We start from the raw sequence: 13,528 nt of genomic DNA on the forward strand, positions 1-13,528 counted from the left end.
GGTGACGACGTACCTTCTCGCCGGCGGTGGCACCGCCGGGCACGTGAACCCGCTGCTGGCCGTCGCGGACGGCCTCCGCGCGCGCGACGACGATGCCGAGGTGCTGGTGCTCGGCACGCGCGAGGGCCTCGAGACGCGGCTGGTACCCGAGCGCGGGTACGAGCTGCTGTTCGTCGACAAGGTGCCCTTCCCGCGCCGACCGAACCGCACCGCGGCGGGCTTCCCCGCCCGCCTGCAGCGCGCGGTCGCCCAGGTGCGTGCGCACATCCGCCGACACGGTGTGGACGTTGTCGTGGGCTTCGGCGGGTACGCCTCGGCGCCGGCCTATCTCGCCGCCGCCCGTGAAGGCGTGCCGTACGTGGTGCACGAGGCCAATGCGCGGCCGGGGCTGGCCAACCGGCTGGGTGCGCGTCGCGCCGCCGGCGTGGGCGTCGCCTTCGCCGGCACCCCGATGAAGCGTTCCCGCGTGGTCGGGATGCCGCTGCGCCGGGAGATCGCCGACCTCGATGCCGCAGCGCTGCGCGACGAGGCCGCGGCTCACTTCGGCCTCGACCCCGCCCGGCCGACGCTGCTGGTCTTCGGCGGATCCCTCGGCGCCGAGCGGCTGAACACCGCGTTCGCCGGTGCGTGGCAGGACGTGCTCGATGCCGGCTGGCAGCTGCTCCAGGCGGCGGGGGAGAAGAACGAGCTGCGCGATCCTGAGGTTCCGGGCTATGCGCTGCTGCCCTACATCGATCGGATGGACCTCGCCTTGGCGCTGGCCGACCTCGTCGTCTCCCGCGCCGGCGCCGCGACCGTCAGCGAGATCAGCGCCCTCGGCATCCCTGCCGTGTACGTGCCCTACGCCGTCGGCAACGGCGAGCAGGCGCTCAACGCGTCGTCGGCGGTGCGGGCGGGTGCCGCCCGACTGATCCCCGACGCGGAGTTCACCGCCGATCGGGTGCGCACGGAGATCGTGCCGCTGCTGGGCGACGAGGCCGAGCGCGAGCGCATGCGCCGCGCGGCGGCGACCGTCGGCAGCCGCACCGGCACCGAGGACGTCATCGCGATGATCGACGCGGCGCTCGGCCGCTGACGGGCGCGCCGCACAGCGGTCCCTCACGGCACCCGACCTAGACTTGTCGGGTCATGATCCGACCCGACCTGAGCCTTCCCCTCCCCGACGACATCACCGCCGCGCACTTCATCGGCATCGGGGGGTCGGGCATGTCCGGACTCGCCGGGATGTTCCTCGACCGCGGCATCCGCGTATCCGGATCCGACCGCGCCGACAGCCCGGCACTGCGGGCCCTCGCCGCCCGCGGCGCGGTCGTGCACGTCGGGCACGACGCGTCGCATCTCGCCGACGACGTCGACACGGTCGTGCACACGGGGGCGATCTGGCCCGAGAACCCCGAGTTCGTCCTCGCCAAGCAGCGCGGACTGCACGTCATCCACCGGTCGCAGGCGCTGGCCTGGCTCATCGGCTCGCGGCGACTGGTCAGCGTGGCCGGCGCGCACGGCAAGACCACGTCGACCGGCATGATCGTCACGGCGCTGCAGCGCCTGGGGGAGGACCCCACCTTCGTCAACGGCGGGGTGATCGCCGAGCTCGGTGTGTCGAGCGGCACCGGCGCGGACGAGCTGGTCGTCATCGAGGCGGACGAATCCGACGGCACGTTCCTGCTGTACGACACCTCGGTCGCCCTCATCACCAACGTGGACCCGGACCACCTGGACCACTGGGGCAGCCGCGAGGCGTTCTACGACGGGTTCGTCCGCTTCGCCGACGGCGCGCGCGAGGCCGTCGTGATCTCGAGCGACGACCCGGGCGCCCAGCGCGTGGCCGCCGCCCTCAGTCACCCGAACGTGCTGACCTTCGGCGAGCACCCGGATGCCGACGTGCGCGTCACCGGCATGCGCACCGACGGGCCGGTGGCCTTCACCCTCACGCACGACGGAGTCAGCCTCGAGGGTCGGTTGAGCGTGCCCGGCGCGCACAACGCGATCAACGCCGCCGGCGCGGTCGCGGTGCTGCTGACGCTCGGACACCCGTTCGAGGCGTCGCTGCGCGCCGTGGAGGACTTCGCGGGCACCGCCCGCCGCTTCGAGCTGCATGGCACGCAGCGCGGCGTCAGCGTGTACGACGACTACGCCCACCACCCCACCGAGGTCGCCGCTGCGCTGTCGGCCGCCCGCACGGTCGTGGGCTCCGGCCGCATCATCGCGCTGCACCAGCCGCACACCTACTCCCGCACGCAGGAGATGTACCGCGAGTTCGCGCAGGTGCTCGAGAGCCACGCCGACCACACGGTCGTGTTGGACGTGTACGGAGCGCGGGAGGACCCGGTGCCCGGCGTCACCGGCGCGCTCGTCAGCGGCGCGTTCGCCGACCGCTCGCACGTGGACTTCGTCGCCGACTGGCAGCAGGCCGCCGAGCGCGCCGCTGCGGTCGCGCGCGACGGCGACTTCATCGTCACGCTCGGCTGCGGCAACGTGAACCTCATCGTCCCGCAGGTGCTCGGCGCCCTCGCCGCCGCGCCCGCGCAGCCGGGGGAGTAGGGCGCATGCGCCGGCCGAGCCCTCTTCCGCCGCCGGCGGAGCAGCGACCGGAGGAGGCCGCGGCCGCGCCCGACCCCGCCACCGTGCAACCGCCGCGCCAGGTCGCCCCGCCGCGGCGGCGGCCCTCGCCCGATGCGCCGTCTCCCGTCTCCGCGGACCCCGCAGCGGACGACGTCTCCGCGTCGGCTGCACCAGAGCCCGCCCCCGACGCCGCGACCGACGTCGTGCCCGCGCCACCCGTACCGGGCGCCGACACCGCCACTGCGGGCGCGAGCGGTTCCGCCGCGACCGACCTGTCGGCGGATGAGGCCGAGACCGCCCCGCTGGCGCCGGTCATCCCGTTCCACCTGCGCGATGACCACCCCGGCGGGATGACGACGGTCGCCGATGCCGGGCCCGTGACGCGCCCGGCACCCGGCGCAGGCGACGCGACCGCGCCGCCCGTCGACGCAGAGCCCGAGGTCCCGCGCGAGGAGGTCGGCGTGCGCGACGTGCTGCGCGCCGCCCGCGCGCGGCGCCGGGCGCTCCGCGCGGAGGCGCGTCGGTTCACCGCGCGCCAGCGGCACCGCCGCTTCGCCTGGCTCGGGGCCGTGGCCGCCGTGGTGCTCCTCGTCCTCGGCACCCTCGGCGTCGCCTACAGTCCGCTGTTCGCCGTCGAGACGATCAGGGTCGAGGGCACCCAGCGTCTGGATGCCGCTGCGGTCGAGGAGGCGCTCTCGGGTCAGCTGGGCACCCCCATGCCCCTGGTGGACTCCAGCGAGGTCAAGGCCGCTCTCGTCGGCTTCCCCCTCGTTGAGACGTACGCCCTCGAGGCGCGTCCCCCGCACGAGCTCGTCGTGCGCGTCGTGGAGCGCACGCCGATCGGCGTGCTGTCCTCGGCGGCCGGGTTCACGCTGGTCGACGCGGCCGGTGTCGCGCTGTCCACCACGAGCGCTCCACCGCCGGGTGAGCCTGTGCTGGACGTGCGCGGCGGGGTGGGGTCGGCTGCCTTCGAAGCGGTCGGTCACGTCGTGCGGTCGCTGCCCGCAGGCATCCGCACGCAGGTGACGGCGGTGTCGGCGACGACCCCGAACGACGTCACCCTCACCCTCGGCGCCACGGGCACACAGGTGGTCTGGGGCGGTCCCGACAAGTCGGCCATGAAGGCGCTGGCGTTGGAGACCATCATGAAGACGCGCCCGCCCGAGACCGTCGCCGCCTACGACGTGTCGTCGCCGGACGCGATCGTGCTCCGCTGAGCCGGCGCGTCCGAGCCCTCCGCAGAATCCGCATCCGGCGACACGCCCGCAACGGTGCACGCCGCGACGCGCCGTCCCCCTAGCTTCGGAGCAGCGGGAATTGCATACTCGGCAATTCTTTAAACCTCTACATGAGGTTGAAGGTTACAGGGTTCGGGACGATACGGAGGCCGGCGCATGAGCCAGAACCAGAACTACCTCGCGGTGATCAAGGTCGTGGGTGTGGGAGGCGGCGGCGTGAACGCCGTCAACCGCATGATCGAGCTTGGCCTGCGTGGCGTGGAGTTCATCGCGGTGAACACCGACGCCCAGGCGTTGCTCATGAGCGACGCCGACGTGAAGCTCGACGTCGGACGCGAACTCACCCGCGGACTCGGCGCAGGAGCCGACCCCGAGGTGGGCCGCCGTGCCGCCGAGGACCACGCGGAGGAGATCGAGGAGGCCCTCACCGGGGCCGACATGGTCTTCGTCACCGCCGGAGAAGGCGGCGGGACCGGCACGGGCGGCGCGCCCGTGGTGGCGCGCATCGCCAAGTCCATCGGCGCACTGACCATCGGCGTCGTGACCAAGCCGTTCTCCTTCGAAGGCCGCCGCCGCCAGAGCCAGGCGGAGTCGGGCGTGTCGAAGCTGAAGGAAGAGGTCGACACCCTCATCGTCGTCCCCAACGACCGTCTCCTGGAGATCAGCGACCGCGGCATCTCGATGATCGAGGCGTTCGCGACCGCCGACCAGGTGCTGCTCGCCGGTGTGCAGGGCATCACCGACCTCATCACCACGCCGGGTCTGATCAACCTCGACTTCGCCGACGTGAAGTCCGTCATGCAGGGGGCGGGATCCGCCCTCATGGGCATCGGCTCCGCTCGCGGCGCCGATCGTGCGATCAAGGCCGCCGAGCTGGCCGTCGAGTCGCCGCTGCTGGAGGCCTCGATCGAAGGCGCCCACGGAGTGCTGCTGTCGATCCAGGGTGGTTCGAACCTCGGCATCTTCGAGATCAACGACGCCGCACAGCTGGTGAAGGAAGCCGCCCACCCGGAGGCGAACATCATCTTCGGAACCGTGATCGACGACACCCTCGGTGACGAGGTGCGCGTCACGGTCATCGCCGCCGGTTTCGACGGCGGAGAGCCCTCGCTGCGGATCGACCCGGTCGCGGCGCAGCGTCCCGCCTCCACCCCCGTGCTGCCCGCCGTCCCCGCCGCCGACGCCGCCCGCGAGGTGCCCGTCGCCGAGCCGGTGCGCGAGCGCGAGCCCGTGAGCGTCGCCTCGACGTCGTCGACCGACGCGTATGAGTCGGCCTTCGGCGACGACGACCTGGACATCCCCGACTTCCTGAAGTGAACGACGACCTCCGGGCACGGCTCGCCGACGTCGACGCGCGCATCTCGGATGCCGCGCGATCGGCGGGCCGTGACCCGAGCGGGATCACCCGCATCGTCGTGACGAAGTTCCACCCCGCAGCCCTGGTGCGCGAGCTCCACGGGCTGGGTGTGCGCGATGTGGGGGAGAACCGGCAGCAGGAGCTCACCGCGAAGGTGGCCGAGCTGTCGGACCTGAGCGATCTGCGCTGGCATTTCGTCGGACAGGCGCAGACGAACAAGGCGCGCGCGATCCGCGCCGCGGCATCCACCGTGCACTCCGTCGACCGCAGCCGTCTCGCGGATGCGCTCGACGCCGCGGGGGAGCCGGGAGGCGACATGCTCGACGTGCTCGTGCAGGTCAACCTCACCGACGACCCCGGCCGCGGTGGCACCGCCCCCGGCGAGGTCGCCGCCCTCGCCGAGCACATCGCCGCGTCCTGCCCCACGCTGCGGCTGCGCGGCGTGATGGGGGTTGCGCCGCTGGACGAGCCGGCGGCGTCGGCGTTCGCACGACTGGCCGAAGCCGGTGCCCGGGTGCGCACGATCGTGCCGGACGCTGAATGGATCTCCGCCGGCATGACCGGCGATTTCGCCGAGGCCATCGCCGCGGGCGCGACACACCTGCGGATCGGCTCGGCAATCACGGGCCCGAGGCCCGTGCACGGATAGCCTCGGAACACACGAGCGAACCCACGGAGGATGCGATGTCGAACCCGCTCAAGAAGACCATGGTGTATCTCGGTCTGGCCGACGAAGAAGAGGCCTATGAGGAGCCCGCAGCGCAGCAGCAGCCTCAGCCGCGCCGTGACAAGCCGGTCGAGAAGGCGCCTGCTCCCGTGACGCCCATCCACCGCCCCGCGGTCGTGCGCCAGCCTGCGCCCAGTGCGGTCAGCGAGATCCTCACGGTGCACCCCAAGCAGTACCGCGACGCGCAGATCATCGCCGAGAACTTCCGCGACGGCATCCCGGTCATCATCAACCTCTCGCAGATGAGCGACGCCGACGCGCGCCGCCTCATCGACTTCGCCAGCGGTCTGTCGCTGGGTCTGTACGGGCGCATCGAACGGGTCACCAGCAAGGTCTTCCTGCTGTCGCCCGAGAACATCGCCGTGTCCGGGGACGGCGCCGTCGCGCAGGCCGACCCCGAAACCCCTGCCTTCGCGCAGTAGCCGATCGTGGGAGTGCTCCAGCTCGTCGCTGCGATCGTCAACACGCTTCTGCTCTTCTATGTTCTGCTGCTGCTCGTGCGGCTGATCCTCGAGTACATCCCGATGTTCAACCGGGCGTGGCGCCCGCGCGGCGCGGGACTGATCGCGGCAGAGATCGTCTACACGGTGACCGATCCGCCGATCAAGCTGATCCGCCGTTTCATCCCGCCGCTGCGCCTGGGTGCGGTGGCCGTCGACTTCGCGTTCCCGCTCACGATGCTCGTGTGCTTCGTTCTGCTGTCGATCACCCGCACCATCGCCGCGAGCTGATCGCCCGCCGGCCCCGCCTCGCGAGTCGGCGGTGCTCCCACTATGCTGTGATGATCGGCCCGCAGATGTCGGGCCTCTCCCGATCGGCCCGCGACGTGAGCTCCGAAAGAGGACCAGACAATGGCTTTGACCCCCGATGACGTCGTCACCAAGCAGTTCCAGCACGTGCGCTTCAAGGAGGGATTCGACCCGGACGAGGTCGATGACTTCCTCGACGAAATCGTCGTCGAGTGGCGCAAGACGATCGCGGAGAACGACGAGCTGAAGGCCAAGCTGGCCGCCTACGAGTCGGGCCAGGCGCCCGCCGCGCAGGCTCCTGCCGCACAGCCCGAGGTCGCCGAGTACGAGGCCGTCGAGGTCGTCGCCGAGGCACCGGCCGCGGAGTCCGCCGCCGCCCCCGCCGCCGCCAGCGCCGGCATCATCGAGCTCGCGCAGCGTCTGCACGACGAGCACGTCGCCGAGGGTGTCGCCCAGCGCGACAAGCTCATCTCCGAGGCTCAGGCCCACGCGGCGTCCATCGTCGCCGAGGCGGAGGCCCGCGGCCGCGACGAGATGGCTCGGCTCGAGAAGGAGCGCAGCGTGCTGGAGGCTCGCATCTCGGAGCTGCGTCAGTTCGAGCGCGACTACCGCTCGCAGCTGCGCACCTACATCGAGGGCAAGCTGCGCGACCTCGACACCACGGGCACGACGTCCGGCTCCGCGCCGGTCTCGGTCGGCCACTAGGCCCGGTTCTTGACGGCACGCGCCCCTCTGCGTACGGCGGCGGCCGGCACCATCACCGCGATCCTCGCGGCTCTGGTGCTGGCCGCCGACCAGTTCACCAAGTACCTCGCGATCGAGAACCTGCCCTATCAGGAGGCGGTTCCCGTTCTCGGTGACTTCTTCCAGCTGTACCTGACCCGCAACCCGGGTGCGGCGTTCTCCCTCGGCGAGGGCGTCACCTGGATCTTCACGATCGTGCTGGCCGCTGCGGCCGTGACGATCGTGGTCCTCACCCTCCGTTCGGTCCGCTCGCGCCTGTGGGCGGTGGTGCTGGGTCTGCTGCTCGGCGGCATCCTGGGCAACCTCACCGACCGGCTGCTGCGTGAGCCCGGCTTTCTCGTCGGCCACGTCGTCGACTTCATCCATACGCCGTGGATGTGGCTGGGTCTGCCGTCGGCGATCTACAACGTCGCCGACGTCTTCATCGTCACGATGATGATCACCGTCGCGCTGCTCGTCCTCGTGGGAGTGCGCTTCGACGGCACGCGCGAGGCGCATCACCGGCACGCGACGGCATCCGACGACGCCTCAGACTCCGGTGACGCGGCCGCGCCCTCGGACGAGGCCGCGAAGGCCTGATCATGGACAGTCGCAATGTCCCCGTCCCCGACGGGCTCGACGGAGTGCGCGTGGATGCCGCCCTCGCCAAGCTCCTGGGGTTCTCCCGCACGTTCGCCGCGGAGGTCGCCGAAGCCGGCGGTGTGGTGCTCGACGGTCGCACGCTGGGTAAGTCCGACAAGCTCCGAGCCGGTGGCTGGCTCGAGGTGACCTGGGCCGAGAAGGAGCCGCCGCGGGTCGTCCCGGTGGCCGTTCCCGACCTCGGCATCGTCTACGACGACGACGACATCATCGTGATCGACAAGCCGGTCGGGGTCGCGGCCCATCCCTCGCTGGGGTGGGAGGGGCCCACCGTGCTCGGCGCGCTGGCGGCTGCCGGCTTCCGCGTCGCCACGACCGGTGCCGCGGAACGGCAGGGCATCGTGCACCGCCTCGACGTCGGAACCAGCGGCCTCATGGTCGTGGCGAAGACCGAGAGCGCCTACACCGCGCTCAAGCGGGCGTTCAAGGAGCGCACGGTGGAGAAGATCTACCACGCCGTCGTGCAGGGGCACCCCGACCCGCTGGCCGGCACGATCGACGCCCCGATCGGCCGGCATCCGTCGCACTCGTGGAAGTTCGCCGTCACACCCGAGGGCAAGGACTCCGTCACGCACTACGAGACGATCGAGGCCTTCCCGGGCGCGTCGCTGCTGGAGATCCACCTCGAGACGGGGCGCACCCATCAGATCCGCGTGCACATGGCCGCGCACCGGCATCCGTGCGTCGGCGATCCGCTCTACGGCGCCGACCCGACGCTGTCGGCCCGCCTCGGACTCAGCCGTCAGTGGCTGCACGCGCGCGAGCTGTCGTTCGCGCACCCGGCCACGACCGACTGGGTGACGTTCACCTCGCCCTATCCGGCCGATCTGCAGCACGCCCTCGACGTGCTGCGCGGGGACTGACCTGCGGGCAGGATGCCGTCATGGTCATCGACGTGCGTCCTGCCACCGTCTTCGACGATGTCGCGGCGGTGCTCGGACCGAAGAAGCCGGGGTCGAACGTGTGCTTCTGCCTGAGCTACCGCATCCCCTCGAAGGAGAACAACGCGCTGCGCGGTCAGGCGCGGGCCGAGCGCGTGCGACGCCTGTGCGACGAGACCCCGCCACCGGGTGTGCTCGCCTACGACGGGGCGGAGCCGGTGGGGTGGGCGGCGATCCATCCGAGGGCGGACACCACGTTCGCACGCAACCGGCGCATCCCGCACATCGATGACGTCGACGTCTGGTCGCTGTGGTGCGTGCGGGTGCGGCCGGGGCACCGCAAGCAGGGCATCGCGCACGCGCTCATCGACGGCGCCGTCGCGTACGCGCGTGCGTGCGGTGCACCCGCCGTGGAGGGCTACCCCGTCGACAACCGCGGCGAGAAGGTCGACCTGACCATGGCGTACGTGGGCACGCGCGCGCTGTTCGAGCGCGCCGGGTTCGTCAAGGCCGCCGACACCTCGTCGGTGCTGGCCGGCTTCCCTCGGGTGCTGATGCGCCGGGAGCTCTAGCGACCGCCGCGGAAGGTGGCGGGGTCGTCCTCGGCGATCGCGAGCGCGATCTTGCGGACGTGCTCCTCGGCCACCTCGGTCAGTTCGCCGAGACCGTAGAAGCCCACCTCGGTGAGTTCGCCGTCCGCCGGGTGCGGATCGCCGGAGACCCAGTCGCAGCGGAACACGAGATCGAGGTAGTCCACCTGGTCGCCGTTGGCGTAGGTGATGCGCGGCACCTGGTGCACGAGCGCGAGCCGGGTGGCCTTCACCACGACCCCCGCCTCTTCGAGGCACTCGCGCACGGCGGCATCCGCCGGCTCTTCGCCCGGGTCGACGATGCCGGACACGGGCTGCCACGATCCGGTGTCGGCGCGCTTGCCGAGGAGGATCTTCTCGTCTCGGAAGACGATCGCGGTCACGCCGACGAGGGGGAGCGGGTCGTGTCCGATCCGCTCGCGCAGCGACAGGACGAAGTCGGGTGTGGCCATGCTCCCAGCCTAGGCGGCGCGCCTCCCTCCGGCCGGCGTTGTCGGCCGCCCCTCGTAGACTGGAGCCCGTGGCATCCGATTCCTTCGCTCATCTTCACGTCCACAGCGAGTACTCGATGCTCGACGGCGCCGCTCGCATCGGCGCCATGGTGCAGGAGGCGGTGCGGCTCGAGATGCCGGCCATCGCCGTCACCGACCACGGCAACACGTTCGCCGCCTACGAGTTCTACAAGACGGCCAAGGATGCCGGCATCAAGCCGATCATCGGCATCGAGGCGTACGTCACCCCGGGCACCCACCGCAGCGACAAGTCCCGGGTGCGCTGGGGCACGCCGGAGCAGAGCAGCGACGACGTCTCGGGCTCGGGTGCCTACACGCACATGACCCTGCTTTCGGAGACGACCGAGGGCATGCACAACCTCTTCCGGCTCTCGAGCAAGGCCTCGATCGAGGGCTATTACTTCAAGCCGCGCATGGACCGCGAGCTGCTGCAGACGTACTCCAAGGGCCTCATCGCCACCACCGGCTGCCCGTCCGGCGAGGTGCAGACGCGCCTGCGCCTGGGGCAGTACGACGCGGCGCGCGCAGCGGCGGCGGAGTTCCAGGACATCTTCGGCAAGGACAACTACTTCGCCGAGATCATGGATCACGGGCTGTCCATCGAGCGGCGGGTCATGACCGACCTGCACCGCCTCGCGAAGGACCTCGACATTCCGCTCCTGGCCACCAACGACCTGCACTACACCCACCAGCATGACGCGACCAGCCACGCGGCGCTGCTGTGCGTGCAGTCGGGGTCCACCCTCGACGACCCCAACCGGTTCAAGTTCGACGGCGACGGCTACTACGTCAAGACGCCCGCGGAGATGCGGCAGATCTTCCGCGACCACCCCATCGCGTGCGACAACACGCTGCTCATCGCCGAGCGGTGCGACGTCGAGTTCAACACCTCGGCCAACTACATGCCGCGCTACCCGGTGCCCGAGGGGGAGACCGAGGAGAGCTGGTTCGTCAAGGAGGTCGAGAACGGCCTGCACGAGCGGTACCCCGGCGGCATCCCCGACGCGGTGCGCAAGCAGGCCGAGTACGAGACCGGCGTCATCGTCCAGATGGGCTTCCCCGGCTACTTCCTCGTCGTCGCCGACTTCATCAACTGGGCCAAGCGCAACGGCATCCGCGTCGGCCCCGGCCGTGGCTCCGGTGCCGGCTCCATGGCGGCGTACGCGATGAAGATCACCGACCTCGACCCGCTCGAGCACGGGCTGATCTTCGAGCGCTTCCTCAACCCCGACCGCGTCTCGATGCCCGACTTCGACGTCGACTTCGACGACCGTCGCCGCGGCGAGGTGATCCAGTACGTCACCGAGAAGTACGGCGACGAGCGCGTCGCGCAGATCGTCACCTACGGCACCATCAAGGCCAAGCAGGCACTGAAGGATGCCGGGCGGGTGCTCGGCTTCCCGTTCAGCATGGGGGAGAAGCTCACCAAGGCCATGCCCCCGGCGGTCATGGGCAAGGACATGCCCCTGGGCGGCATGTTCGACCCGAAGCACCCCCGTTACAAGGAGGCGTCGGAGTTCCGCTCCGTCATCGAGAGCGACCCCGAGGCCAAGACCGTCTTCGACACGGCGGTGGGGCTCGAGAACTTGAAGCGCCAGTGGGGCGTGCACGCCGCCGGCGTCATCATGTCCAGCGAGCCGCTGATCGACATCATCCCGATCATGAAGCGCGAGCAGGACGGCCAGATCGTCACGCAGTTCGACTACCCGGCGTGCGAGTCCCTGGGCCTGATCAAGATGGACTTCCTGGGGCTGCGCAACCTCACGATCATCGACGACGCGCTGGACAACATCGAGGCCAACCGCGGCGAGAAGGTCGTGCTCGAAGATCTCGCCCTCGACGACCAGGCGGCGTACGACCTGCTGGCGCGGGGTGACACGCTGGGCGTGTTCCAGCTCGACGGCGGGCCCATGCGGTCGCTGCTGCGGCTGCTGAAGCCCGACAACTTCGAGGACATCTCGGCCGTCATCGCCCTGTACCGGCCCGGCCCGATGGGCGCGAACTCGCACACCAACTATGCGCTGCGCAAGAACGGGCTGCAGGAGATCACCCCGATCCACCCGGAGCTCGAGGAGCCCCTCGCCGAGATCCTCAGCACCAGCTACGGCCTGATCATCTACCAGGAGCAGGTCATGGCGATCGCCCAGCGGGTCGCCGGGTTCAGCCTGGGCCAGGCCGACATCCTGCGTCGCGCGATGGGCAAGAAGAAGAAGTCCGAGCTCGACAAGCAGTACGCGGGCTTCCAGGCCGGCATGCACGCGAACGGATTCTCCGACGCCGCCGTCCAGAAGCTGTGGGACATCCTCCTGCCCTTCTCCGACTACGCCTTCAACAAGGCCCACTCCGCCGCCTACGGCCTGGTGTCGTACTGGACGGCGTACCTGAAGGCGCACTACCCGGCTGAGTACATGGCTGCGCTGCTGACGAGCGTGGGCGACGCGAAGGACAAGCTCGCGGTGTACCTCAACGAGTGCCGCCGCATGGGCATCCGGGTGCTGCCGCCGGACGTGCGCGAGTCCATCCGGTACTTCGCCGCCGTGGGAGAGGACATCCGCTTCGGACTGGGTGCGGTGCGCAACGTGGGCACGAACGTCGTCGACGGCATCGTCACCGCCCGCGCCGACGACAATTTCGTCAGCTTCCACGACTTCCTCACCAAGGTGCCGATCCACGTCGCCAACAAGCGCACGGTCGAATCGCTCATCAAGGCCGGTGCGTTCGACTCACTGGGCTCGACGCGCCGCGCGCTCATGGAGATCCACGAGGATGCCACCGAGGCGGCCGTGGATTCCAAGCGGAAGGCCGCGACGGGCGCCATCGGGTTCGACTTCGACAGCCTGTACGACGAGGCCGAGGAGGTCGCGCCCGCCAAGGTGCCCGAGCGTCCGGAGTGGACCAAGAAGGACAAGCTCGCCTTCGAGCGGGAGATGCTCGGTCTGTACGTCTCCGACCACCCGCTGGCGGGGCTGGAGATCCCACTGGCCAAGCACGCCTCGATGTCGATCCACGATCTGCTGGCCTCCGAAGACGTGCAGGACGGCGACCAGGTGACCATCGCCGGTCTCGTCACGAGCGTGCAGCACCGCGTCGCGAAGCAGAGCGGCAACCCCTACGGCATGATCACGGTGGAGGACTTCAACGGCGAGGTCACCGTGATGTTCATGGGCAAGACCTACACCGAGTTCCAGTCGATGCTCGTGGCCGACTCGATCCTGGTCGTGCGCGGCCGCGTGTCGCGTCGCGACGACGGGCTGAATCTGCACGGGCAGTCCGCGTTCTCGCCCGACCTCGGCAGCACCGAGGCATCGGGTCCGCTGACCCTCACCCTGCCCGAGCATCGGGCGACCGAGGCGGTGATCGGAGAGCTCGCGCACGTGCTCACCCGTCACCGCGGTGACACCGAAGTGACGCTGAAGGTGCACAAGGGCGGTGTGGCGAAGGTGTTCGAAGTGCCCATGCATGTTCAGATCACCGCCGACCTCTACGGCGAGCTGAAAGGCCTGCTGGGTCCCCACTGCCTGGGATGAGA

General features: G+C 70.4%; 13 protein-coding genes. 12 read left to right on the forward strand and 1 reads right to left on the reverse strand.

Annotation, left to right across the window (positions count from 1 at the left end):
• The first annotated feature begins 1 nt into the window (after window position 1).
• From murG to NQ165_RS00195, 11 genes are all read left to right on the forward strand, one after another.
• Window positions 2–1,075, forward strand: coding sequence for an undecaprenyldiphospho-muramoylpentapeptide beta-N-acetylglucosaminyltransferase (gene murG, locus NQ165_RS00145; RefSeq protein WP_257530054.1), 1,074 nt, complete (start codon window positions 2–4; stop codon window positions 1,073–1,075).
• A 53-nt stretch (window positions 1,076–1,128) separates the two neighbouring features.
• Entirely contained in the window at window positions 1,129–2,541 is a 1,413-nt protein-coding gene (murC, locus tag NQ165_RS00150; RefSeq protein ID WP_257530056.1) for a UDP-N-acetylmuramate--L-alanine ligase, read from the forward strand.
• A 5-nt stretch (window positions 2,542–2,546) separates the two neighbouring features.
• On the forward strand, window positions 2,547–3,779 hold the full coding sequence (locus tag NQ165_RS00155; RefSeq protein WP_306816311.1) for an FtsQ-type POTRA domain-containing protein: 1,233 nt from the start codon (window positions 2,547–2,549) through the stop codon (window positions 3,777–3,779).
• A gap of 177 nt (window positions 3,780–3,956) precedes the next feature.
• Window positions 3,957–5,117 (forward strand): cell division protein FtsZ, encoded by a 1,161-nt coding sequence (gene ftsZ / locus NQ165_RS00160; RefSeq protein WP_257530067.1) that lies wholly within the window; start codon window positions 3,957–3,959, stop codon window positions 5,115–5,117.
• Window positions 5,114–5,806 carry a YggS family pyridoxal phosphate-dependent enzyme gene (locus NQ165_RS00165; RefSeq protein ID WP_257530069.1) on the forward strand — a complete coding sequence of 231 codons (693 nt, stop codon included), beginning with the start codon at window positions 5,114–5,116 and terminating at the stop codon, window positions 5,804–5,806. The genes ftsZ and NQ165_RS00165 overlap by 4 nt, the downstream gene beginning before the upstream one ends.
• 35 nt (window positions 5,807–5,841) lie before the next feature.
• The gene (locus NQ165_RS00170) at window positions 5,842–6,306 is read left to right on the forward strand and encodes a cell division protein SepF (RefSeq protein WP_257530071.1); all 465 of its coding nucleotides are present in this window, start codon (window positions 5,842–5,844) and stop codon (window positions 6,304–6,306) included.
• A 6-nt stretch (window positions 6,307–6,312) separates the two neighbouring features.
• Complete coding sequence (locus NQ165_RS00175) at window positions 6,313–6,615, forward strand: YggT family protein (protein WP_257530073.1); 303 nt, start codon at window positions 6,313–6,315, stop codon at window positions 6,613–6,615.
• Window positions 6,616–6,735: 120 nt separating this feature from the next.
• Window positions 6,736–7,338: a DivIVA domain-containing protein gene (locus NQ165_RS00180; RefSeq protein ID WP_257530076.1), complete on the forward strand. Its 603-nt coding sequence runs from the start codon at window positions 6,736–6,738 to the stop codon at window positions 7,336–7,338.
• Window positions 7,339–7,347: 9 nt separating this feature from the next.
• Entirely contained in the window at window positions 7,348–7,956 is a 609-nt protein-coding gene (gene lspA / locus NQ165_RS00185; protein ID WP_257530078.1) for a signal peptidase II, read from the forward strand.
• A gap of 2 nt (window positions 7,957–7,958) precedes the next feature.
• Complete coding sequence (locus tag NQ165_RS00190) at window positions 7,959–8,879, forward strand: RluA family pseudouridine synthase (RefSeq protein WP_257530080.1); 921 nt, start codon at window positions 7,959–7,961, stop codon at window positions 8,877–8,879.
• Between the two features lie 20 nt (window positions 8,880–8,899).
• On the forward strand, window positions 8,900–9,469 hold the full coding sequence (locus tag NQ165_RS00195; RefSeq protein WP_257530116.1) for a GNAT family N-acetyltransferase: 570 nt from the start codon (window positions 8,900–8,902) through the stop codon (window positions 9,467–9,469).
• On the opposite strand, the gene NQ165_RS00200 is transcribed toward NQ165_RS00195, so the two are convergent.
• Window positions 9,466–9,939 (reverse strand): NUDIX domain-containing protein, encoded by a 474-nt coding sequence (locus NQ165_RS00200; RefSeq protein WP_257530117.1) that lies wholly within the window; start codon window positions 9,937–9,939, stop codon window positions 9,466–9,468. The genes NQ165_RS00195 and NQ165_RS00200 overlap by 4 nt on opposite strands.
• A 116-nt stretch (window positions 9,940–10,055) precedes the next feature.
• Between NQ165_RS00200 and dnaE the strand changes: the two genes are divergently transcribed.
• Window positions 10,056–13,526 carry a DNA polymerase III subunit alpha gene (dnaE, locus tag NQ165_RS00205; RefSeq protein ID WP_374679381.1) on the forward strand — a complete coding sequence of 1,157 codons (3,471 nt, stop codon included), beginning with the start codon at window positions 10,056–10,058 and terminating at the stop codon, window positions 13,524–13,526.
• Window positions 13,527–13,528: the final 2 nt, after the last annotated feature.

The sequence above is a fragment of the Microbacterium sp. zg.Y1084 genome (assembly GCF_024623595.1).
Classification (GTDB): Bacteria; Actinomycetota; Actinomycetes; order Actinomycetales; family Microbacteriaceae; genus Microbacterium; species Microbacterium wangruii.